Raw genomic sequence first — 23220 nt, 5'->3', positions numbered from 1 at the left:
TTGACTACTTCGACCCGAGCGCGGCCGCAACCGCGGCCTCCACCGCCTTCTGGACGTAGCGGGCGAGAACGTCCCCCTCCACGTTCACGCGGTCGCCGGGTTTCAGACCACCAAGGGTCGTCACCTCGAGCGTGTGCGGTATCAGCGCCACGTCGAACGTCCGATCGTCGAGCGCCGCGATTGTCAGACTGACGCCGTCGATCGTGATGCTGCCCTTGAGCACGACTCCCGTCTCCAGTCCGACCGGGACGTTGAACGTGACGACACGGTGGTCCCCCTGCTCCTCCACCCGCGTTACCCGGGTCGTCGTGTCCACATGCCCCTGGACCCAGTGGCCGCCCAGCGGGTCGCCGGCCGAGAGCGGCGGCTCGAGGTTCACCTCGTCGCCGGCCCGCAGCGCGCCGAGCGTCGTTCGGCTCAGCGTCTCCGGAGAGAGGTCGAACGCGGATCGTGCTGTTCCATCCGCGTCGTCCTGCTCCACCACGGTCAGGCACACGCCCGCCACAGCGATGCTGGCACCTAGATCGAGCTTCGCGGCCAGCACCGGCGAGTGTCCGACGACCAGGCGCGCACCGCCCCGGTCGGACGCCCCGGGGACCTCGACTACCCGCCCACGTTCCGTGACAATTCCGGTAAACATCCCTGCCTGTAGCCTAAGAGAATCACGTCCGGTCCGCGCCTGCCGACCCGTAGTTCGTCCAGGCGCCAGGCATCGGCCAGTCGTAGCGGTCCCTCGCCGCCCAGAGGACCGGGCGCCGCCGCGCCGCCGATCAGAACGGGCGCGCAGCACACCGCCGCTCGATCCCACAGCCCGGAACCGGAGAAGGCGGCGAGCACCTGCCCGCCACCCTCGACCAGCACGTTGGAAACTCCACGGTCGAAGAGGTCCTCCAGCACGCCGGCCGGCTCGACGGCGGGAAGACCCACCACCTCGGCGCCGGCGCTGCGCAACTGGTCGCGCCGTGTCGCCCAGTCGCGAGTGTCCGCCGACGTCGAGGAGCCGATCTCCCGCGGAGCCTCCGTATAGATGACGACGGGTCCCTCGATCTCGAACATGCGCGCCCCGGCCGGCAACCGCAACCGTCGATCGAGCACCACGCGCACGATCGGCCCCTCCGCCCGGCCCAGCCGCCGGTCCAGGCGCGGATCGTCGGCCAGCGCCGTGCCGCTGCCGACGACGATCGCCTGGTGCTCTTCCCGGAGTTCGAGCGCCCAGCGGCGCCCCTGCTCCGACGAGATCCACTGGCTGTCGCCGGTCGCCGTCGCGATGCGGCCGTCCAGGCTCATCGCCCACTTCAGGGTCACGGCCGGCCGGCCGTGAAGAACGCGTGTCAGGAAGGGCACATTCAGCTCGACCGCCTGATCGGCGAGTAGCCCGCTCTCGACCCGCAGGCCCGCCTCCCGCAAGCGTGCGGCGCCGCCCCCGGTCACCTCCGGGTTCGGATCCCGGTGGGCGAAGACGACGCGCCGGACCCCGGATTCCAGGATCCGCTCCGCACAGGGCGGGGTCCGGCCGTCATGGTTGCAGGGCTCGAGGGTGACGTAGATCGTGCCGCCGCGGGCGCGGCCGCCGGCCTGCCCGAGCGCCATCGCCTCCGCGTGCTCGCCGCCCGCGCGCCGGTGCCAGCCCTCGCCGACCACCTCGCCAGCCCGCACGACGACCGAGCCGACCATCGGGTTCGGTGCCGTCGTCGAGCGGCCGCGTCGCGCCAGGGTCAGCGCCCGACCCATTGCCCGCCGGTCCGCGTCGTCGAAACGGCGGTTCGCCCCAGGCGCGGCCGCGCTCATCCGAACAGGGCGGCCGCAAAGGACCGCGGCTTGTACTCGACCATGTCCTCGACCGCTTCGCCCACGCCCAGGTAGGCGACCGGCAGGCGCAGATCACGGGCAATCGCGACCGCCATGCCGCCCTTGGCCGTTCCGTCGAGCTTGGCCAGAAAGACGGCGTCGATCGGGACCGCCGCTCCGAACTCGCGCGCCTGCACCAGCGCATTGTGGCCGTTGCCGGCGTCGACCACGAGGAGGGTGAAGACACTCCAGGCGTCGCCGGCCGCCCGCCGCGCAACACGATGAACCTTCGAGAGTTCCTCCATCAGTTGGCCGCGGGTGTGGAGGCGTCCTGCCGTGTCCACGATCAGGTGGTCGATCCCGCGCGCGGTGGCCGCCTGCACGGCGTCGAAGACGAGCGCGGCCGGGTCTCCGCCCTTGGGTCGCCGGATCACCTCGATCCCCAGCCGCCCTCCCCACACCTCGAGCTGCTCCGCGGCCGCGGCCCGAAACGTGTCGCCCGCCGCGAACAGGACCTTCTCGCCCCGGGCCAGGGACGCCTGCGCCAGCTTCGCCGCCGATGTCGTCTTGCCGGACCCGTTGACACCCACCAGCAGCGTGATGCGCGGTGCCGCCGGTAGCGACACCGGCGGGGCGTCGAGCAGGAGCACCGCGACCTCGTCGACCAGCAACTGCCGCAGCGCGAACTCGTCTCCGGCAGCGATCGGACCCGCATCCTGTGCCTGGCGCAGCCGCTCGACGAGCTCGAGCGAGGTCTCGACGCCCAGGTCGGACTCGATCAGGGACTCTTCGAGTCGCTCCAGCACCTCCTCATCGATCCGGGCAGCGCCCCCAAGCGCGATGTTGATCCGACCGACGAGCCCGTTCCGGGTGCGGCCCAGGCCCCGTCGCAGCCGGTTCCACAGGCTCCCCGTTTCGGTGCTCACCGTGCGCTCCCGCGGGACGGACCGCGGCTGTCATCGAGAAAGGCCCGGAGCTCGCGCCGCACGAGCGCCGGATCGAGATCGGCAACGATCTCAGCCCGGCCCGGCGCGGCGGGCAGGATCCACACGAGTCCGCTCTCGCGCGCCTTCTTGTCGCGGCCCATCGCCGCGATGAGGCGGTCCACATCGAGGCGAATGCCACGCCGCTCCTCCACCGCGCCGAGGTGCGGCGGTCCCAGCCGGTCGATCATCCGCTCCAGGCGCGCCGCGAACTCCGGGTCTAAACCGCGGCGCAGGGCGAGGCGAAGCGCGAACCGCATGCCGTGCCCCACGGCGTCGCCGTGCCGGAGCTCCCGGTAGCCGAACTCGGACTCGATCGCGTGCCCCAGGGTGTGGCCGAAGTTGAGCAGCCGCCGGCGGTCCCCCTCTTCCAGGTCGGCTTCGACGACGCCCAGCTTCGCTGCGATCGAAGCCGCGACGACCGGCGTCAGGACGTCGGCGTCCACCGCGAGCAGGCGATCCAGCGACTCCTCGACCGTGGCCAGAAGATCGAGATCGAGCAGCGCGGCCATCTTGACCACCTCGAACAGTCCGGCCCGCAGCTCGCCGCGCGGCAACGTGCGCAGGCAATCCACGTCGGCGAGCACGAAGCGGGGATGGTGGAAGGCGCCGACCGTGTTCTTGCCGCCCGGCAGGTCCACGGCCGTCTTGCCGCCGACCGAAGCGTCGACCTGAGCCAGCAGCGTGGTCGGGAGCTGGACGTAGTCGATGCCGCGCAGGAAGGCGGCCGCCGCGAAGCCTCCGAGATCGCCCACCGCGCCGCCGCCGAGGGTGACCAGACGACTGTCGCGCTTGCCGCCGCGCTCGAGCATCTGCCGCCACACGGAACCGGCGCACTCGAGGGTCTTGGCCGCCTCACCATCGGGAACCTCGATCGTCTCGAGTCGCGTGGCCGGTTCGAGCAGGTCGCGCGCGGCATCGCCGCAGTGACGCTCCGGCACCTCGCTTGTGACCAGGAACACGACCCGCCCCCGGCACCAGTTGGCGACGTCATCGAGCGCACCGCCTCCACCCGCGCCGAGGAGTCCATGTCCCACCAGGATCTCGCTCACCCCGCGCGGATGCCGGAGCGTCAGGCGGCGCGGCCCGTCCGAGGCGAGCTCCGCCATGGCGGAATCAGCCGCCGCCTTGGGGACGGATGCGCAGCCCCAGATCGAGCAGCTGCTCCTGGTCGACCGTCGACGGCGCCTCGGTCATCAGGCACACCGCCGACGCCGTCTTCGGGAAGGCGATCACGTCCCGCAGCGAGTCGGCGCCGGCCATCAGCATGACGATCCGGTCGACGCCGAGCGCGATGCCGCCGTGAGGCGGCGCGCCGTAGCTGAGCGCCTCGAACAGGAAGCCGAAACGACGTTCCGCCTCCTCGGCGTCGATCCCCAGCAGGGCGAGCACCCGCTTCTGCACGTCCCGGTCGTGAATACGAATGGAGCCGCCGCCGATCTCGTTGCCGTTGAGCACCACGTCGTAGGCGCGTGAGCGGACCGAGCCCGGATCGCTCTCCAGGCGATCCAGGTCGGACATGTGCGGCGACGTGAACGGATGATGCGTCGCGTTCCATCGCCCCTCGTCGCCGTTCCAGGTCACAAGCGGGAAGTCGTGCACCCACAGGAACTCGTGCGCGTTCTCGCGCATGTGGCCGAAGCGGCGGCCGACCTCTTCACGCAGCGAGCCGAGGGCGGCGGCCGCCGTCGGTTCCGGCGCCGCCACCAGGAGCGCCATGCCGCCCTCCTCGACGCCGAGCCGATCCGCAAGCGTTTCGACCTGCCCCTGGCTCAGGGCGCTCTTCACCAGGAACGAGGGGACGCCGTTCTCCCGCTTGACCCAGAGCACGCCCGCGGAGCCGTGGCGACGGGCAATGTCGGCGTACTCGTCCACCTGGCGGCGGCTGGACGAGGAGGCGCCGGGAATGTGGACGCCCCGCACGACGCCGCCAGCCGCGATCGCCGCCTGGAAGGCCCGAAACTCCGTCTCCCGGAGGCAGTCGGTCACGTCCGTGATCTCGAGATCCACCCGCAGATCCGGACGGTCCGAGCCGTAGCGCCGCATCGCGTCGTCGTAGGAGAGACGCGGGTAGGAGACCGGCGGCTCGATCCCGGCCAGCGGAAACACCCGCGAGAAGAGACCCTCGACGAGGGCGAAGACGTCCTCCTCGTCGACGAACGACATCTCGACGTCGATCTGGGTGAACTCGGGCTGCCGGTCGGCGCGCAGATCCTCGTCGCGGAAACAGCGCGCGAACTGGACGTAGCGCTCCAGGCCGCTGACCATCAGGATCTGCTTGAACAGCTGCGGCGACTGCGGCAGGGCATAGAAGCTGCCGTGATTCAGGCGGCTCGGCACCAGGTAGTCGCGGGCTCCCTCCGGCGTCGACCGGGTGAGCATCGGCGTCTCCACGTTGACGAAGCCGTGCTCGCGGAAGTACGCCAGGCTCTCGATCGTGAAGTCGGAGCGCATCCTCAGGTTGCGCTGCAGGCCGGTCCGGCGAAGGTCGAGGAACCGGTACTTGAGGCGCGTCTCCTCACTCGCGTCCTGAGCGCCCTCCACGCCGAACGGCATCGGCTCCGAACGGCCCAGGACGCGGCCGGTCTCGACCTGCACCTCGATCTCGCCGGTGGCCATCTTCGGGTTCACCTTGTCCGGATCCCGGCGAACGACCTCGCCCTCGACCTCGACGACCCACTCGAGCCGTGCTGGCTGCAGGGCCGCGGCCGCCGCGGGCGTGGTCTCGGGGTGTACCACCGCCTGCACGACGCCGCTCCGGTCGCGCACGTCGAGGAAGATCACGCCGCCGTGATCGCGGCGGCGATGGACCCATCCCTGGACCTTCGTCTGCCGGCCGACCTCTTCGGTGGTCAGGGTTCCTGCCTGCGTTCTCTTCACGTGCTTGTCCGATGTGCTGTGTGCTTGGCCGCGCGGCCGCTCCGTCTCCGCCGGAGAGCCGCCGCGCGAAGCCCCCGATCCTCGCACAACTAGGGCTGCTCGTGGGCGGCAATCCTCGCTGCGACGGCGGCTGCGAAACCGTCCCGCGGGATGGTCTCCTGGCTACGGTTGTAGAAGTCCCTCAACACGACCTGTCCGTTCTTCTCTTCGTCCTCACCGAACAGCACGACCCACTGGCAGTCGTGCCGGGCCGCCTGTTTCAGTCGAGCCTTGAGAGGCCGGAGAGAATCGAACTCACAGATCGCGGGGATACCGGCAGCGCGCAGCTCCTGCGCCAGCTCCATGCCGTGCCGACGGTACGAAACGCCGATCGGAATCACGCACACGGGCCTTCGACGATGGTCCTCGACCTCCAGACGCTTACGGGCTCCGGGGATCTTCAGGACCAGGTCGACCAACCGGTCCTGACCGATCGCGAAGCCGATGCCGGGCACGCTCGGTCCACCGAGTTCGGCGATCAGACCGTCGTAGCGGCCGCCGCCCAGGATCGCGTTCTGGGCGCCCAGGGCGGTGGACGTGATCTCGAACACGGTCCGCGTGTAGTAGTCGAGGCCGCGCACCAGGCCATCGTCGATCTCGAAGTCGACGCCGAACCGGTCGAGTTCGCCGCAGACGACCTGGAAGTGGTCACGAGCCGGGTCGCCCAGCTCATCGCGAAGTCGTGGTGCGCCTTCGAGCAGTTCCCGCTCCCTGGGCGCCTTCGTGTCCAGGATGCGGAGGGGATTCGTCTCCAGCCGCCGCCGGCTGTCAGCGCCCAGTTCGTCACGGTACGGTTCGAGGAACTCCCGCAGACGCCGGGAGTAGCGCTGCCTGCACTCCGGATCGCCGACCGAATTGAGGCCCACCTCAAGGTCCTCGAATCCGAGCTCCTCCAGGAAGCGCAGCAGCATGACCAGCAGTTCGACGTCGCTGTAGGGCCCGGGATCCCCGATCAGCTCCGCGCCGATCTGGTGGAACTGACGGTAACGGCCCTCCTGGGGGCGCTCGTAGCGAAAGTACGGCCCCATGTAGAAGACCTTGACCGGCTGCGGTCCCGACGCCCAGTCGTTCTGCAGGTAGGCCCGCGCGATCGGCGCCGTGCCTTCCGGGCGGAGCGTCAGGCTGCGACCCTTCTTGTCGTCGAAGGTGTACATCTGCTTGCCGACGATCTCGCTGCCCTCGCCCACGCCGCGCACGAACAGTTCCGTTTCCTCCACGACCGGTGTACGCACCTCGTCGTAGCCGTAGAGGGAAAACACCTCTCGCGCCTTCTCCTCCACGAACGCAAAGGCAGGGGCCTCCCCGACCAGGTCGTGCATACCCTTGACGGTCTGGAATCGCCGCTTCGCAGTCATGGCGCGATCGTATCCACCCGGGAGTCGATTCCCGGTGGTAGCGTCCCGGCAGGGACGAACCGCCCGTGCAGATCGAACTCTCCGAACGCCAACGCGCCACCGTCGCCGCCGCCGCGACGATCGCCGCGGCCGCCGTCATCCTGGCCGCGGTCGTGGCACTGTTCTGGGCTATCGGCTCCTTCTTCGCCGCCTTCTCGAACGTCTTCCTGCCGCTGGCGGTCGCGGCGGTGCTGGCGTTCGTGCTGCGGCCCTACTACGAGTTGCTGAACGAGCGGCTGCGCTTCCCGAAGATCCTGGCGGTAGCGGCCGTGCTGCTGTCGCTGCTCCTGCCGATCGGCGGCTTCGCCTGGTTCTTCGGCGCCATGGCTGCCTCGCAAATCGACGAGCTGTACGAGGCACTGCCGGACGCTTGGGATCGTCTTGTCGAATGGACGGCGGAGATCTCGCCCGTCGTGACCGAGTTCCTGGAAACGAACCCGGTCGCGATCCGACTACAGGAGGCGCTCGAGGGAGGCGACTCGAACCTGCTGGCGAGTTTCGGCATCGTCGGCGACGGGGCACTGGAGATACTCCAAGGCATCGGCGCCGGCCTCGCGTCCCTGTTCGCCTGGGCCGTCCTGCCGGTCTACCTCTGCTTCTTCCTGATCATCGACCCCGACCGCTTCCGCAAGCTGGACCACCTCTTCCCCTTCCTCAAGCCGAGGACCCGGGAGGACGTGGTTTACCTGATTCAGGAGTTCATCGACATCCTGGTCGCCTTCTTCCGCGGGCAACTCGTCGTCGCCTTTCTCCAGGGGGCGCTGTTCGCCATCGGTTTCTCCATCGCCGGCCTGCGCTACGGACTCGTTCTCGGCCTGGCGCTCGGCTTCCTGAACATCATTCCTTACCTCGGCAGCATCGTCGGCCTGGCGGTGGCCCTGCCGATCGGCTACTGGCAGGAGGGCGGCGGACTCAACCTCGTCATCTGGGTGCTGGTCGTTTTCGCGCTCGTCCAGTTGATCGAGGCCTACCTGCTCACGCCGCGGATCATGGGCGACCGCACCGGGCTGCACCCGATGGCGATCATCGTCGCCGTCTTCTTCTGGGGCTCGGCGCTCAATGGCATCGCCGGCATGATTCTGGCGATTCCGCTGACCGCGTTCCTCGTCGTCTTCTGGCGGCTGGCGCGGGAGCGGTACATCGGCGAGGTCGTGTGATCAGCCAAGCGCATGAAGGCGTTTGAAAACGAGGACGTCGCCGAGAAGTTCGAGGCGTACCCGCCCGCCATCCGCAGCAGGCTCCTGGTTCTGCGCTCTCTCATCCTCGAGACGGCCGAGAACACGGACGGCGTAGGGCCGATCGAAGAGACCCTCAAGTGGGGCGAGCCGGCCTACGTCACTTCGCAGAGCAAGAGCGGAACCACCGTGCGAATCGGTTGGAAGAAAGCGCAACCGTCCCGGTACGCGATGTACCTCCACTGCCGGACCAGCCTGATCGAGACCTTCCGCGCCCTTTTTCCGGACGAGCTGCGATTCGAGGGCAATCGGGCCATCGTGTTCGACGAGAGTAACGAACTGCCGGAAGACCCGCTTCGCTTCTGCATCGCAGCGGCGCTCACGTACCATCGGAACAAGCGAGCTAGTCGGTAGCAAGTTCCGCCTGTGCTTAGAGCAACACCAGGCGGCCCGAGGCCGGCCTGCCGGTCAACTGCTCCAGCGCGAAGCAGTACCAGCGGACCTGCCGGCGGTAGGCGTCGCCACGCGTGATGCGATCGGCGTCGTCGGGATCGTCATCGCGAAGCATCGCATTGAGATCGCCCAGGTCGGTCTTCCAGTCGACGACAATCCACCTACCCTCGTCGTCGAGGAAGGCGAGGTCGACCGTCCCCTCCACGATCTGCTCGCCTAGAGGAAGCGAGAACGGGGTCTCGCGCAGTACGCGCCGCGAACGGCGGGCGGCCACCGCGGGATCGCTTGCGAGCGCGGTCTCTATCGCGGCAATCGCGGCCTCGATCTCGGATTCGGTCGCTGCCAAGAGCGCACCGTGGAGCCGCACCAATTCCCGGATCCGGTCCGACTCGGCATCGAGAGGCGCATCACGCAGCACTGTGTGCACCAAACTGCCGAAGCGCCTGCCTCCTGGGCGATCGCGGACACGCTCCAGTTCTTCGACGGCTATCTCAGCTAGCGGACCGGGCGGTTTAGAGTCCAGGTCGGTAACTGCCTCAGGACTCACCGTTGGACGGCTTCCCCGTTCGAGCAGTTCCTCGGTCCGGTCGCGCCAGCGCTCGAACCGTTCGCGGCTCCCATCGGCGACGGCGCCGCCGCCCGCGACCAGGAGATCCTCCCCCAACAGGCCGTACTTCGAGGGAGGCGGCTGGTCCACGCGGGTCGCGTCCCACCAGACGACATCGTAGCCCGATGCATCGTCCGCGGTCCCGGCCGGTCCGGCCGCTGCCGGGAAGCGGTAACGACCCGGCCTTACCGACTGCTCCGGCATGCGGTCGTAGTCTGAAGGCCGCACCGACACGGACCGCTCGCCGAACTCGGGACACCCTTCGGCCGGTTTCGAACGCCGCCAGTTCTCCGACCCCGGATAGACCGCATCGTTCAGGCACTCGATCCAGCCCGGGCGCTTCTCGTCGCCCACCGCCGGCACGACGAGCAGATCGCGGGCCCGGGTCGCCGCCACGTACGCGACACGGACACCCTCGGCCTCCTCCCGCCTGTCCTCGACGTCGGCCGCGTCGAGCAGCTCCTGAGGAGCCAATCCAAGGAGCTTCGTTGCGCACAGGCCGTCGTCGGCCCGCATGGTCCGCTCCGCCCCGCGCGACAGCTTGGCGGTCATGTCCGCCAGGATGACAACCGGGAACTCAAGGCCCTTCGCCGTGTGGACCGTCATCACGCGGACGCCGTCCGCGTCCTCCTCGACCACTGGCGCCTGCGTGCTGCCGATCCGTTCGGCCTCGTCGTCCAGTTGCTCCACGAAGCCGCGGAACGAGCGGCCTCCCGCCACCTCGTAGCGGCGCGCCAGATCGCAGACGCGCTGCGCGTTGCCCAACACCTGGTTGCCGGCGGGCCGGAGCGCCATGGCCGCCTGCGCGCGCGGTTTGGCGAGAATCTCCTGCACCGTGTTCACGATCGGCCGGTAGTTCCGCCGGCGGTGAAGCGTTCCGAGAAAGTCGAGCACATCGACCAGGGAAGCGAATTCCGGTGGTGGCTCCCCGTCCTCCCGGACCTTGCGCGGCGAGTAGAGGGGATGCCAGTTCCCGTAGCGCGTCTTGAACCGCAGCAGCAGATCGTCGTCGAAGGCGAACAGCGATCCGCGAAGCGTCGCGTACACGGACAGCCGGTCGTCCGGCCACTCGACGGCCGTCAGCGCCGATCGAAGCGCCTCCACTTCCTCCCGTTCGTGGAAGGACCGGGCGCCGATCAGGAGGTGCGGAATGCCGAAGGCCTCCAGGCCGCGGACATAGTCGCGGGCCGTGTCCCGATTCCAACTCAGGAAGCGCCGGAACAGGAGGCATACGTGCCGGGCCTCGACCGGTATCCGCCGCAGCCGCCCCGGATTCGCCGGATCGGGGACCTCCACCTTCCAGCCGCTCTCCTCGATCAGCCAGCGCACGAACTCGACCGTCGCGTATGGCTGGCATGCCTCGATGTTCTTCTGGGTGACGTTGCGGTAACCGTAGGGCTTGGGGGGCGGCAGCACGACGACCTGGGGTTGGCCCGGGATGGCCTCGCGGTGCTCTCCAAGGGGAATGTAGTCGGCGCTTCCGGCCGTCTTGTCGCCGGTCATCAGCGGTGCGAAAGCCGCGTTGACCAGCCGCTGGATGGGCGCCACCGAACGGAAGCTGGTAGTCAAATGGAGGACTTGGACGCCACGCGCCGCGAGCCTCTCCTTGACCTCCTGGTAGAGCACCACATCCGCCCGGCGGAAACGGTAGATCGACTGCTTCGGATCGCCGACCAGGAACAGCTTTCCAGGGGCCGGCGTCACCCGCCGCCAATCGTCCTGATCAGGGTCGTCGGCCGCCAGCAGGAGCAGTATCTCGGCCTGCAGCGGGTCCGTATCCTGAAACTCGTCGATGAAGAGGTGGGTGTAGCGCGCCTGCAGGTGACGCCGCACGCCCCGGTCGTGCCGCAGAAGGTCGCGAGCCTTGATCAGCAGGTCGTGGAAGTCGAGCTTGCCGAGCAGTGTCTTCGCCTCTTCGTAGCGCTCGACGGCACCCGACAGTTCGTCCTTCAGGAGCGCCGCCAGGTCGGCGTTCGCGTGGCGCTCGAACTCGCGCAGGCGCTCCGCCAGCCGGCGCCAGAGTCCGAAGACCTGGTCGCGGCCCACGCCCTCCGCGAAGCCGCCTCGTCCCTTGCGCGGACTTCGGAAACCGCTCAGGTCGCGCAGCAACTCGACGAGCCGCGCCTCCAACTGGTCCAGGAACGCCTCGCGGCCAGCGGCCGGCCCCGCGCCATTCAGGCCCGGCGACGCCGCGCCGAGTTGCCCGGTGCGGACGATCCAGTTGGACAACTCGACGACGGGCAAAAGGCCTCTTCGCAGCGGGTCACTCTTCCGGCCGTGCAGAACCAGCGCGGCCAGCCGCTCGACCCGATCGGAAAGCTCCCGAAGCGTGGCTTCCCGATCGAACTCGGGGCGCTGCCAGCCGGCTCCGAAGTCACGCCAGTCGACGAGGCGCCAGGCGGCATCGCGCAGCCGCTCGAGGGCCGACTGATTGGGCGACCAGCGTCCGACCATCAAGCGCGCCAGTTCCCGCCGCAGCCCCGGCCGCATCGCCTCCAGCTCCTCCTCGATCCAGCGCCCGAAGCTGCGGGCAAAGAGGCGAGGCGCTTCGTCTTCCGCCAGTTCGCCGAACCCTGGATCGACCCCCGCTTCCACCGGTCGCTCACGCAGCATGTCGGCGCACAGGGAGTGGATCGTGCCGATCGCCGCCTGTTCCAGCCGCGAGATCGCCTTCTCCAACCTCTCCTGCCGCTCACTCTCCGCGCCGATGCCTCGCAACTGGAGCAAACGCGCATCGAGTGCCTGCCGCAGCCGCAGCTTGAGTTCGCCCGCCGCCTTGCGGGTAAACGTCACCGCAGCCAGCCCCTCGACCGTGCCACGGCCTTCCTCCAGGATCGCCACCAGGCGCTCGACCAGCACGGTCGTCTTGCCCGTACCGGCAGCCGCCTCGACCAACTGGCTCTCGTCGAGCGCTTCGCGGATCCGCCGGCGGGAGGCTTCGTCGGGCGGCGGCGATGTCCGCGCCAGTTCCACGGCACTCATCGTTCGCTCCGCAGCGCGTTCAGCTCTTCGAGCCGGGTCTGGTCCTTGCGCTTCACCCGCAGCTCCTCGTATGGGCCGCACACGCGCCGGTAGTCGCAGTAGCGACACTCGTCCTTCCCCGGAGCCGCGGGCAGAAAGCCGGTTTCCAGCGCTTCGTCCACCCTTTTCAGCAGCCGGCGTGCGGCACCGCGGCTCCGTTCGTCGAGCGGCACGGACACGTTGCTGTAGTCGCCGCGCTGAGTGCAGTAAGAGAGCCGGCCCGAAACCACTTCCCGCTCGAGAACCCGCTCCGCGGCCAGGCTGTAGAGAACGGGCTGGAGAACCTTGCCGCCGCCGATCACGAGGTCCTCGCGCGCGTGGACCGGGCGACCCGTCTTGTGGTCCGTCACCCGCAGCCGGCCGGCCGCGTCCTCCTCGACGAGGTCGATCGACCCGCGCAATCGCGCGATGTCGAGTACCTCCGCCGGCTCCGGGCTGCTGTGGGGATCCCGGTCCCCCGACCGCCTCAGGCCGAAGGAGAGCTCGGCATGGATCGCCTTCCATCGGCCGCCTTCGTCCGCCACCTGTCGCAACCAGCCGCGAAGGTCGGCCCGCAAACTGTCGAACTCCGCTTTCCACACCCGTTCGATCGGCGGCGCGAGTTCGTCGTGGAAGTCGCGCTCGCTCCGGTAGAGCACGTCGTCGAGCCGCGCGAAGACCGCCCCCAGGTTGTCCGCCGTCACCGGCAGGAGGTCCGCCTCCTTCAGAACGCCGAACAGACGGAACTGGATCTCATGGAAGATGCTGCCGCGCGTCATCGGGTCCAACCGTTCGAGTTGAACGAACTCGTCTCGCGGGTACAGACGCAGCACCGCCTGCAGGAAGAACCGGTAGGGACAGGCGGCATAGTGCTGCAGCGCCGTCGGCGAGTAGGACCGCGCGCCCGTGCGCTGGGCGACCAGCGCCTCGAGAGCCTCGGGACTCGCGTTCACGAGACCGTCGACCGGGAACCAGGGGCGCCGCCAACGACGGCCGCGCGCCTCGAGCGCCCGCTTGAGGTGCTCATTCGACTCGAGGAGAAAGCGTGCCCTGCCGCGACGCTGGGCGACCGGGGCTCCGGCGCCGAGGTACGGCCGCAACAGGGCCAGGTCGAACTCGGACTCGTCGACCGCGTCCTCCGGCTTCTTGGGGGCTGGCCAACCAACGACCGCCGCACCGCCCGCCTCTGCCCGGCGGCCGAGCTCTTCCAGGTCCGGCAGCCTTCCCTCGGCGCCGCGGAGCACGTCGAGGGCGTACAGCGACGGCACCCGGGCGCGTCCCTGCACCAGGTCGACCCGGGGGTAGGACACCACCAACCGGCGATTCGCCGCCCCGATGGCGAGACGGAGCAGCAGTTGCTCCCTCCACGTGCGGCGCTCGTTTCCGGCCAGGCGATAGCCGGCCTGCCGCAGCGCCTCGCGGCGCTCGTCGAGTAACAGCGGGTCCTCGCCGGTCCGCCGCGGGAACACGCCTTCGGCCAGACCCGGAACGAACACGAGATCGAAGCTCCGCCCCGCCGTTTCCTCAACGCCGCCCACGAACACGCGGCCGAATCGCCGCTTCGGCGGTCGGCTGCGGCGGAAGCGCAGCCGCTCGCCGAGGATCCGCTCCACTTCGGCCAGCCCCACCTCGTCGACCTGCGCCAAGGGCCTCAGCTCGGCGAGCACCTCGAGCACGCTCTCCGGGCGCCGTAGCGCCATCGTGGCGAGTTCGCCCAGACGTTCGAGCCACAGAGCCCAGTCGGCCCGCGCCGGCAGATCGTCCAGGAACTGGATCAGGGGCAGCGCGAAGGCCTGCAGCGTCTCCAGGCGGTCGATTTGGCGCTCCAGGTAGGACCGGCGTCCGTCGTCCTCGTCCCCCACGTCGCGCAACTGCAACCGGAACTCCGCACGCCGACCCGCGAGGCGCTCTCGCCAGCGCTCGGCCCCGCCGACCACGGCCGCATCAACCAGGAGACGCTCCCACTGGGCCGGAACACGGAGCGCACCGGCCGGAGCGGCGTCTTCCCCAGCACCGACGCCGTCCTCTGCAAGCGGTGCATCGCCATCGCCGGAGTCCGCGCCATCTTCCGAGCCGGAATCCTCACCGGGAGACTTGAGCACGAGTTGCTCGCCGGCCGGCTCCACCCACGGCACCTCGCGCCGCGGCGGCGCGCCGCCGGCAGCCGGCTCGGGAGTCTGACCCAGGGAGAGATACTCGGCGAAGCGAGTCGCGGACAATCTCTCACCCGCACACGCAAGGAGCGCAAGAAACGCTCGCCCGGCGGGATTCGGACGCAGCGTTCCCCGGGTGATGTAGGCCGGAATGCCGGCGCGGCCGAGCGCATCCTCAACCAGAGGGAGGTACCCGGCCGGCTGACGCACCAGAATCGCCATCCGGTCGAACGCGAGACCCGCGGCGGCCGCACGGTGGATGCGCCGGGCAATCTCGACGCATTCCTGCCCCTCGCCGGCGGCCGAAAACAGTTCGACGGACTCGTTGGCCGGCACGTCCGCGTCAGTTGCCGGAGCCGTGTCGGCGGCCGTCTCGAAGACACGACGCTGCACTCGATCCAGCCGCCGCCCGGCTGAAGCCCCGCCGCCGGCCAGTTCTTCCCGGTCGAGGTCGATCACCGTCCGCTCCTCGAGCACCGAGTCGAGCCACGCGAAGGCCTCGTCGTCTCCCGCGGCCACGGTCGCGAGCACTTCCCTGCTTCGCCCCGCCAGCGTCCGCAGCACTTCGGCCTCGCTGGCGCTTCGGAGCGGCAGGTCGAGCCACAGCGATGCCGGCGGAACCCCGATGTCCGCCTTCGCGATCGCCATGCCGGCGAGCCGCAGCACGGCTGTCATATCCGCGAGGCCGAAGCGGTCCATCTCCTCCTCGAAGCGACGAAGCAGTCGATCGAGGTCGCGCGTTCGGTCGTCGAGCCGCAGTTCGGCGGGCGGAACGCCGGCCGCTCGCAGCTCGCCGATCGTCGCGGCGAGGGAACGCGCAAAGCCGGGCATCCCAGCCACCGGCGAAAGTCGCTCCAGCTCTCCTGCCGTCCGGGCCATGCGGGCGACACGGGCGGCCATTGCCTCGGTTCCGAGCGTTGTGACCGGATTGAGGTCACGGGCAGCCAGTTCGAGCGCCGCGGTCTGGAGCGCCCACTGGTCGAGCGAGGCGCGGTGGACCCCGAGGATCCCGTGGCCTTTCACAGACAGGCCGCGAACCAGATCGTCGGCGGCACCCCGGGACGCCGCCAGCAGCAGCGTCTCCTCGTCACCACGGCCACGGTCTCGCAGCCAGTCGCCGGCGGCCGCAAGCCGGCGGAATGCCGAGCACGAAACGACGATCGAAGCGCGAGCCACCGGCGTTACTCCGGCGGCGGGATGAGTTCCAGAGCGGCCAGCCGGCTTCGACCACGCACGTAGAGCACGCCGTGGGAGAGCACGGGCGCCGCCCAGGCCGGGTAACGCAGCAGGTCGACCGCCCGGCCGTCGACTTCGGCCCGCAGCCGGATGTGGCCCACCTGCTGGTAGCTCTCGGGGGTCGCCCGGATGAGGAGCAGATCGCCGACTTCGCTGTGCACGACGAAGTGGCCATCGACGTAGAGCAACTGGGTGCGCGCGAGACGGGGCTGGCTCCAGTGGATCTCGCCGGTCGCCCAGTCGACCGCCCGCAGCTCTGCGTTCGGCGACTTCTCGCCGCTCGAGACGTAGACGACCCCCTCGTGGTAGACGGGCGTGTTCCAATGCGCCGCGATCGACTGGTTGCGCGGACCGTCCTGCCAGATCGATCGGAAGGCACTCAAGTCGCCCTTGGAGGCGGCGTTGTACTCAAGCAGGACCGCGCCCTTCTCGTAGGACTCCGTGAGCAGTATCTGGCTGTCGACGATCACCGGGTTCGCCGCGTTCACGCTGGTCAAGCGGCGGGCCCGCCAGTCGAAGCGGTCCAGCTCCCGGCCCGCCTTCGGGTCGAAGACGATCAGGCCGGATCGGGCAAAGTGGAAGCCGAGGCGCCTGCCGCCGAAGTCGAGGACGATCGGACTCGCGTAGCTGGCCAGGTCGTCGCCAACGCGGTAGCGCTCCTCGCCCGTTCGCTTGTCGAATGCGACGAGGGCCGTGCCGTTCGGCTTCACCCGGCCGCTGTGGATGTTCGGCGCGCCCGACGGACTGCCGCCGACCGCCACGATCAGCAGGTCGTCCTCGATCCAGGGTGAACTCGCGACGCCGAAGAAGTTCTGCTGGACGCCGTAATCCGCGTGCACGTCGCGCTCCCAGAGGACGGCCCCGTCGACGACGCGGTTGCAGCGCAGGAAGCCGTCCGCGCCGACCGAGTAGACCCGCGGCCCGTCGACCAGGGGCGCCGTGCGCGGGCCGCCGTCGTAGCCGTAGTAGTCCTCGTAGTCCGTGGGGTACTCGGAGCGCCAGAGCTCCTTGCCGTCCTCGGCGCGAACCGCGACCAGGCGCGCCCGGTCGCGGTAGCGCGTGAAGTAGAAGAGCCGGCCCCTGGCCACCGACGGCGCCGCGTAGCCCTCGCCCAGTTCCAGGTGCCACAGGAGAGGCAGACCACCGGCCCAGTCGGTCCGAATGCCTGTCTCCGGCGACTTCGAATCCCGGTTGGGGCCGAGGAAGGCCGGCCAGTCGATGCCGTCGGTGCGGGTGCGGAGATCGGGCGGCAGCGTCTCGCCGTCGGCCGCCACCGCCAGGTCCGCGGGCTCCGTCGCCAGGGCCACCGCCAGCAAGAGTCCCGCCGCGCGGAGCACGGCCGGCGGACGGCGCGGGTTCACTCTCAGCCGACCAGGTCGATCCGGTCCGGTCGGTTCGGCACCAGGCACAGGAACTCGAACGGCGCCTCGATCACTTCGTAGGAGTGCGGCAGGCCCGCGGGGATGAGCAGCACGTCGTCGGCGCCCACCTCGACCGTCTCGTCGCCCAGCACGATCCGTGCTCGCCCGCGCAGCACATACTGCTCATGCTCCACCTGGTTCGTGTGCAGCGGCATCCCGCCGCCGTCCTCCATGCGGAACCGCCGCATGGCGAAGTGCGGAGCGTCGTCGGCGGCGCCGAGCAGGACCTGGGTCGTCGTCGCGGTGCCGAGTTCGACGCGGTTCGCCGGCGCGTCGTCGGCGCGCCGGACAACAGCACTACGCCGGGGCGAAGAAGGCGTCGGGCTCATTGACCTGACTCTACCGCCGCAGCCGTTCGTCCGCGCGCCCGCACCGCGCCGGCGACGGACTTCCGAACTTGGCTCTACGCACCCGAACGGTGTATCTTACTTTCGACTTACCCGCATGGAGGAGTCCACCAATGTCATGCCCGAACCACTGACGACGACACTATCGACCAAGGGGCAGGTGATCCTGCCCAAGGCGATTCGCCGGGCGCTGCGCTGGGCAGCCGGAACGCGCCTCGTCGTGGAGAACACGCCCGACGGCGTCCTGCTCAAGCCCGAGCCCGTGCTTCCCGAGACCCGGCCCGAGGACGTGTTCAGCAGCGTGGCCTACGACGGCCCACCGAAGTCGCCTCAGGAGATGCGGGAAGGCGTACTGGCCGAGGCCAGGCGGCGACATGCGGGCGATTGACACCAACGTCGTCGTTCGCTACTTGACCGGCGACGATCCGGAACAGGCCGCCAGGGCGAGAATCGTGGTCGAGACGGGGAACGTCTTCGTGAGCACGACCGTCCTCCTCGAGTGCGAGTGGGTCCTGCGTAGCGTCTACGGTCTTGCCGCCAAGGATGCCGCCGCAGCGCTGCGTGCCTTCTCGGGACTACCGGGGGTCACGGTGGAGCGTCCGAACCTGCTCGTCGAAGCGCTCGACCGAGCAGAGAAGGGCGTGGACTTCGCGGATGCCTTGCACCTTGGCGCGGCAGCGCATTGCGAGACCATGCTCACATTCGACCGTGACTTCATCAGCAGTGCCAGCGGAGCGGCGCCCCAAGTCACGGAGCCCTGACCTCAGCGCCCGCGGTAGCGGGGCGACTCCGGCCCGTCCGGTGCCTTCGAGAACATCTTGAGCAGCAGGCAGGCCCCCAGGGAGATGTCGTAGATCACGCCGAGGACTAGGACGGCAACGAGGAGGGCAACCAGCAGCACGACGAAGTGGCCTCAGGGTGATGGAGCGATGCTGGCACCCGCCCTGATGCCCCAGTGGCCGTCCTTCTCGGTGACCAGATAGACCGTGTCGAAGCTGTGGATCCTGGCGTCGCCGGCTCCGTAGCGCGTGATTCTGACCGCGACGTTCACGCCTCTAGCGCCGACCTGAATCGCTTCCATCGATTCGGCCTCGGAGCGCTCCCAGCCCAACCGCTCGGCGAACCCGTCGAAGTCGAATCCCTCCATGTACTCCGCAGCGGTCTTCCACACCCTGACTCCGCCGCGCCCAACCCGGACATGAGGAAAGACAAGAGCCGCAGTCATTGCCGCCTCGTCGCGATCGTTGAAGGCCTCGAGGTAGCGCTCGACGGCCGCGACGGCCGCCGCCGCGTTCGCCTTGTGCTCCGCCTCCGAAAGATCGTCAAAGCCCGCGGCGAACCGTGCCCGGATGCCGGCCGATCCGTCGTTCTCCACCACCACGTACAGGACCTGGTTGCTGAAGATGGCGGAGCCGTCGGCCCTGAGCCGCGTGTAGCGCCCGGCGACGTGGGCCTGACCTTCTCCGGCCTGAACGACGATCGCCGAGTCGAGCCGGCTCCGGCGCCAGCCGGTGGCCAGTACCTCGTCGAAGTCGATCGTCGCCGCGTAGGCCGCGGAGTCGGCGAAGACCCGACCGTCGAAGTCCGCGGTAGGCCGCACGTGCGGGTACCGGAGAGTCGCGGCGAAGGCGGCCGGCTCGCGGGTGTTCCAGGCTTCGATGAAGCGGCGGACAGCCTCCCTGGCTCCCTCGTCGCTCAAGGCGGTTGCCTGAGCCGGCCAGAGAACGGGGAGCAAGAGCAGTCCAAGCAGATTGCGAACGGCCAGTCGCATCGTCGAACGACTCTAGCCCGCCGTAGCGCCCGCTAGGATCGATGGCGGTGCTTCGACCGTTCAACCTGCTCGCCGCCTGCCTCCTCGCCACCGGCACCGCCGCCACGGCTCAGCACGACGCCCCGAACGTCCTGTTCGCGATCGCCGACGACTGGGGATTCCCGCACGCTTCCGCCTACGGCGACCCCGTCGTCAAGACGCCGACCTTCGATCGCATTGCGAGCGAGGGCGCCCTGGCCCACCACGCCTACGTCTCCTCGCCCTCCTGCACGCCGTCGCGCGGAGCGATTCTCACCGGGCAGTGGCACTGGCGGCTCGAAGGGGCCGCGAATCTCTGGAGTGTCTTCCCCGACCGATTCGAGACGTACCAGGAGCTGCTCAAGGCGGCCGGCTACCGCACGGGCTCGACCGGCAAGGCATGGGGACCGGGCCGCACCGAAACGGAGGGCCGGGAACTCGCCGGGAGGCGGTTCGAGAGCTTCGAGTCGTTCCTCGCCGGGCTGGGGGAAGCCCAGCCGTTCGCGTTCTGGCTCGGCACGTCCGATCCGCATCGACCGTTTCGGCCCGGGTCAGGCGCAGAGAGCGGCATGGACCTGGACGCGATTCAGCTTCCCGCCGCCTTTCCCGATCACCCGGACACCCGCGGCGACGTGGCGGACTACCACTGGGAGGTGCAGCGGTTCGACGCCCTGGTCGGCGACGCGCTGAGGCTGCTCGACGAACAGGGCCTCGCCGAGACCACGATCGTCGTCATGACGAGCGACCACGGGATGCCCTTCCCGCGCTGCAAGAGCAACCTCTACGACTGCGGGTCGCGAGTGCCGCTGGCGATCCGCTGGCCCGAACGACTCGCGGCTGGAGTGGAGATCGACGCGTTCGTCAGCCTGACGGACCTGGCGCCGACGTTCCTGGAAGCCGCGGGCCTGCCGCGGCCCGAGGCGATGACCGGGCGCAGCCTGCTTGCACTGATTGAAGCCGGCCACGACGAGGCCGCGGTCGAGGCGGTGGTCGCGGCCGACGGACGCGACTTCGTGCTGACCGGCAAGGAGCGGCACGTACCGGCACAGGAAGCGCCCGACGTGGGCGGCTATCCCGGCCGCGCCATCCGTACGCACGACTTCCTCTACATCCGCAACTTCCGGCCCGACCGATGGCCCAACGGCACGCCAAATCAGGACTTGGCTGCCTATCCCGGCGCCTGGTACGCCGACACGGACAACGGGCCCACGAAGACGTACATGATCGAGCAGCGGGACCGCGACGCCGAGCATCGCCGGCTGTACGAGCTGGCGTTCGGCAAGCGTCCGGCGCTCGAGCTCTACGACCTGCGGAGCGACCCGGACCAGCAGGTCAACGTGGCCGGCGATCCGGACTACGAGGCGATCCGGGACGAGTTGGGCGACCGGCTGATGGAGCGACTGCGGGCGACCGGTGATCCACGGGCCACGGGCGGCGGCGACGCCTTCGACGAGTATCCGTACCTCGGCGGAGCGCCGCGCCACCCGAATCTGCCGCGTCAACGGCCGGGAGCGCTGCGGCCCCCGCCAGCAGATCAGCCCTGAGTCAGCAGAGGCCTGGCCGGCAATCCGCATGCGGCAGGAGCGGCTGATCGGGATCGTCGGCGGCCTGGGGCCGTTCGCGCATGTCGACTTCGAGCGGAAGCTCCTGGACGCGGCGAGCGAACTGATCGGCGCTCGACGCGACCAGGACTTTCCGCAGTGGGTGCTGTCGAGCATCCCGCAGACGCCGGACCGGACGGAGGCGTTCTTCGGTGAGGCGGAGGACCCGACGCCGTCGCTGAGTCAAAGTCTGGAGCGGCTGCGGGGCGCCGGTGCCGACTTCGCGGTCGTCGCCTGCAACACGGCGCACCTGTTCCTCGAGCGATTGCGCGAGGAGAGCCCGCTGCCGATCGTGAGTCTCATCGAGGTGACGGCCGACGAAGCGGCGCGTATCGCGCCGGGCGGTTCAGTGGGGCTGCTCGCTACATCCGGGACGTTGCGATCACGGCTCTATCACGACCCGCTGGAGGCAAGGGGACTGCGGCCCGTGAGCCCGTTCGACCTGGAGGGCGGTGAGACGCTGCAGCGGAGAAACGTGATGGAGCCGATCTACGGGCCCTTCGTCGACGGGCGGCACCAGGGAGGCGGGATCAAGACGGACGGCGGGTCGGGGGGAGCGCGGGCGCTTCTGGCGGAGGCGGCCGGGCGGTTGGTCGAGGAGGGCGGCGCCGATGTGCTGATCGCGGGATGTACGGAGATTCCGTTGGCGCTTGAGGGGACGGAGGTTGCGGGAAGGCCGTTGCTCGATCCGGCGGCGCTGCTGGCAACGGCCGCGATCGAGCACGCATACGACCTCTGAGCCCCCACACGCTGAACCGCCGGCGGCCTTGCGGCGCGCCGGCGGTTCAAACTAGGCGAACTGCCTTGGGCTACTCGCCGCCGGCGGCTCCGGCAGCCGCGGCCTTCTCCCGCTGCTCGGCCATCTGCTCGAGGAAGGCGTTGGCGGCCTTCGCCTCCTCCATGTCGACGGCGCCGTCCTTGTTCTGGTCCATCATCTCGAAGTACTGCTTGATCCCGCCGGGAGCCTCTTCGAGCTGCATCTTGCCGTCGCGGCTGTCATCGGAAAGCGCGACGATGGCCGTCACATCGATGCCCTGGCCACCACCCTGGAAGGCGCCGCGGCCCTTGTTCTCCTCGTTGATGTAGGACATGAAGCCGAAGCTCATCTCATCCGTCGTCGGCTCGCCCCAACGCACGGCCGCGGTCGGGTCCGGGTTCGCCGGGTTGTCCTCGGAGTTGTCGAACACCGTGGTCAGGACCACGCGGGTGCCGGCGGCAACCTTCTTGCGGTCCTTGTACTTGTAGGTGGTCTGCCAGTTGAAGTCGTAGTTCGGCACGTCGAGCAGGACCTCGTGGCTGCCGTCCGGGTAGTACGCCTCATACTTCGCCGCCTTGCCGCGAAGGTGCATGTGCGGCAGGTAACCGACGATCTCCGAGTCCGAGGGGAAGGTCCACTCGGTCTGGATCGTATAGTCCGAGTCGCCGGGCGGAACCACGAAGTCGTACTTGCCAAGGTCCGCGTTGAAGACCTCGTACTTCACTTCCTCGTCCTTGTCGTAGAACTTGAGCGCGACCGAGGACTGGTCCCAGGAGCCGGTGCCGGGGCCCGGCTCCTTGTGGTAGTGCATCTGCCACCGCAGGTTGCGGCCCGCCTTCAGCACGTCCGCCATGCCGTCCTCGTGGATCACCGGGTCGTTCCCCGGGGCGATGCCGCCCAGGCCGGGAACGATGATGTGGTGAACCGCCGGGCTGCCGGGCCGGAACTCGATCGCCTTGACGTACCGATCCTCGGGAATCATCTCCTCGGTGACGGTCGTCTGGAAGTAGATGTAGAGATCCTCGACGTCGTCCTCGACGAAGTAGGGCTCGTCGAACTGGAGGACCAGGTCCGGCTCGCCGATCAGCCAGCCGTCGCTGCTCGGCCACTCGACCGGTTCCGGCGCGTCCGCGGGATTCCCGGCGGGAGCGCCGGACTCGGCCCAGTTCACCAGCAGGTCGATCTGTTCCTGGGTCAACGTGCGCTCGTTCGCGAAGACGCCGTTGTGCTCCGGCGCGGCGTCCCACGGAGGCATCGCGCGCGAAGCGACCTGGCGGGCAATCGAGCGGGCCCAGGGCCGCGTCTCTTCGTAGGTCGTCAGCGCCATCGGCGCGACCATGCCGCCGAGGTTGGCGCCGTTCGGACGGTGGCACACCTGGCATTCCTGCTGCAGCACGGGCACTACGTCGCGGTAGAAGGTGGCCGGCTCTGGGTCGACCGCGGCCGCCGATGCGGCGCCGGAAAGCGCCAGCGAAGCAAGGGCGGCGAGGGCGATCAGCCGGGTCACGGACGAGATCTGGGGACGGGTCATTCGAGGTCTCCGTGAGATGGTGTCCAACAAGGTTGACGGGCGCAGTGCTCCCGCTCTGCGCGACAT

General features: G+C 69.3%; 19 protein-coding genes. 6 read left to right on the top strand and 13 right to left on the bottom strand.

The genetic code is table 11. The annotated features are described in order from the left end of the window. Positions 1 to 4: 4 nt before the first annotated feature. The 6 genes from OXG83_02670 to hisS form a co-directional block, all read right to left on the bottom strand. Positions 5 to 640, bottom strand: coding sequence for a riboflavin synthase (locus OXG83_02670; protein ID MCY3963918.1), 636 nt, complete (start codon positions 638 to 640; stop codon positions 5 to 7). Then, entirely contained in the window at positions 604 to 1788 is a 1185-nt protein-coding gene (gene ribD / locus OXG83_02665) for a bifunctional diaminohydroxyphosphoribosylaminopyrimidine deaminase/5-amino-6-(5-phosphoribosylamino)uracil reductase RibD (GenBank protein ID MCY3963917.1), read from the bottom strand. The genes OXG83_02670 and ribD overlap by 37 nt, the downstream gene beginning before the upstream one ends. Then, positions 1785 to 2714, bottom strand: a complete 930-nt coding sequence (ftsY, locus tag OXG83_02660; GenBank protein MCY3963916.1) for a signal recognition particle-docking protein FtsY — start codon at positions 2712 to 2714, stop codon at positions 1785 to 1787. The genes ribD and ftsY overlap by 4 nt, the downstream gene beginning before the upstream one ends. Further along, complete coding sequence (gene aroB / locus OXG83_02655; protein ID MCY3963915.1) at positions 2711 to 3880, bottom strand: 3-dehydroquinate synthase; 1170 nt, start codon at positions 3878 to 3880, stop codon at positions 2711 to 2713. Before aroB ends, ftsY begins: the two co-directional genes overlap by 4 nt. A gap of 7 nt (positions 3881 to 3887) precedes the next feature. Beyond that, entirely contained in the window at positions 3888 to 5651 is a 1764-nt protein-coding gene (aspS, locus tag OXG83_02650) for an aspartate--tRNA ligase (protein MCY3963914.1), read from the bottom strand. Between the two features lie 89 nt (positions 5652 to 5740). Beyond that, entirely contained in the window at positions 5741 to 7045 is a 1305-nt protein-coding gene (hisS, locus tag OXG83_02645; protein ID MCY3963913.1) for a histidine--tRNA ligase, read from the bottom strand. Between the two features lie 65 nt (positions 7046 to 7110). On the opposite strand from hisS, the gene OXG83_02640 reads away from it, so the two are divergent. After that, entirely contained in the window at positions 7111 to 8241 is a 1131-nt protein-coding gene (locus tag OXG83_02640) for an AI-2E family transporter (protein ID MCY3963912.1), read from the top strand. Between the two features lie 12 nt (positions 8242 to 8253). Then, a complete protein-coding gene (locus OXG83_02635) occupies positions 8254 to 8673 on the top strand; it encodes a DUF1801 domain-containing protein (GenBank protein ID MCY3963911.1) in 420 nt (139 codons plus the stop codon). A 16-nt stretch (positions 8674 to 8689) separates the two neighbouring features. Here OXG83_02635 and OXG83_02630 read toward each other — a convergent pair whose 3' ends face one another. The 4 genes from OXG83_02630 to OXG83_02615 are packed head-to-tail and all read right to left on the bottom strand — an operon-like array spanning position 8690 to position 17458. Further along, on the bottom strand, positions 8690 to 12301 hold the full coding sequence (locus OXG83_02630) for a UvrD-helicase domain-containing protein (protein ID MCY3963910.1): 3612 nt from the start codon (positions 12299 to 12301) through the stop codon (positions 8690 to 8692). Beyond that, the gene (locus OXG83_02625; protein ID MCY3963909.1) at positions 12298 to 15648 is read right to left on the bottom strand and encodes a PD-(D/E)XK nuclease family protein; all 3351 of its coding nucleotides are present in this window, start codon (positions 15646 to 15648) and stop codon (positions 12298 to 12300) included. The genes OXG83_02630 and OXG83_02625 overlap by 4 nt, the downstream gene beginning before the upstream one ends. Before the next feature lie 5 nt (positions 15649 to 15653). Then, positions 15654 to 17069 (bottom strand): PQQ-binding-like beta-propeller repeat protein, encoded by a 1416-nt coding sequence (locus OXG83_02620; protein MCY3963908.1) that lies wholly within the window; start codon positions 17067 to 17069, stop codon positions 15654 to 15656. A gap of 2 nt (positions 17070 to 17071) precedes the next feature. Next, a complete protein-coding gene (locus OXG83_02615; protein MCY3963907.1) occupies positions 17072 to 17458 on the bottom strand; it encodes a cupin domain-containing protein in 387 nt (128 codons plus the stop codon). Positions 17459 to 17594: 136 nt separating this feature from the next. On the opposite strand from OXG83_02615, the gene OXG83_02610 reads away from it, so the two are divergent. Together OXG83_02610 and OXG83_02605 are read left to right on the top strand one after the other, a co-directional pair. After that, positions 17595 to 17864 (top strand): AbrB/MazE/SpoVT family DNA-binding domain-containing protein, encoded by a 270-nt coding sequence (locus OXG83_02610; protein MCY3963906.1) that lies wholly within the window; start codon positions 17595 to 17597, stop codon positions 17862 to 17864. Then, positions 17851 to 18237, top strand: coding sequence for a type II toxin-antitoxin system VapC family toxin (locus OXG83_02605; GenBank protein MCY3963905.1), 387 nt, complete (start codon positions 17851 to 17853; stop codon positions 18235 to 18237). Before OXG83_02610 ends, OXG83_02605 begins: the two co-directional genes overlap by 14 nt. Positions 18238 to 18239: 2 nt before the next feature. Here OXG83_02605 and OXG83_02600 read toward each other — a convergent pair whose 3' ends face one another. Both OXG83_02600 and OXG83_02595 read right to left on the bottom strand, forming a co-directional pair. Continuing rightward, positions 18240 to 18377: a hypothetical protein gene (locus tag OXG83_02600; GenBank protein ID MCY3963904.1), complete on the bottom strand. Its 138-nt coding sequence runs from the start codon at positions 18375 to 18377 to the stop codon at positions 18240 to 18242. Between the two features lie 12 nt (positions 18378 to 18389). Further along, on the bottom strand, positions 18390 to 19247 hold the full coding sequence (locus OXG83_02595) for a hypothetical protein (protein MCY3963903.1): 858 nt from the start codon (positions 19245 to 19247) through the stop codon (positions 18390 to 18392). 47 nt (positions 19248 to 19294) lie between these two features. Between OXG83_02595 and OXG83_02590 the strand changes: the two genes are divergently transcribed. Both OXG83_02590 and OXG83_02585 read left to right on the top strand, forming a co-directional pair. After that, a complete protein-coding gene (locus tag OXG83_02590; GenBank protein ID MCY3963902.1) occupies positions 19295 to 20809 on the top strand; it encodes a sulfatase in 1515 nt (504 codons plus the stop codon). A gap of 28 nt (positions 20810 to 20837) precedes the next feature. Then, positions 20838 to 21605: an amino acid racemase gene (locus tag OXG83_02585; GenBank protein MCY3963901.1), complete on the top strand. Its 768-nt coding sequence runs from the start codon at positions 20838 to 20840 to the stop codon at positions 21603 to 21605. A gap of 70 nt (positions 21606 to 21675) precedes the next feature. Here the strand turns inward: OXG83_02585 and OXG83_02580 are convergent, their stop codons facing one another. Beyond that, complete coding sequence (locus OXG83_02580; protein MCY3963900.1) at positions 21676 to 23154, bottom strand: alkyl hydroperoxide reductase; 1479 nt, start codon at positions 23152 to 23154, stop codon at positions 21676 to 21678. Positions 23155 to 23220 lie beyond the last annotated feature (66 nt).

The organism is Acidobacteriota bacterium, assembly GCA_026707545.1.
Classification (GTDB): Bacteria; Acidobacteriota; Thermoanaerobaculia; order Multivoradales; family Multivoraceae; genus Multivorans.
Note: the sequence above shows the minus strand (reverse complement) of the source record. Positions and strands in the feature narration are given on the sequence as shown.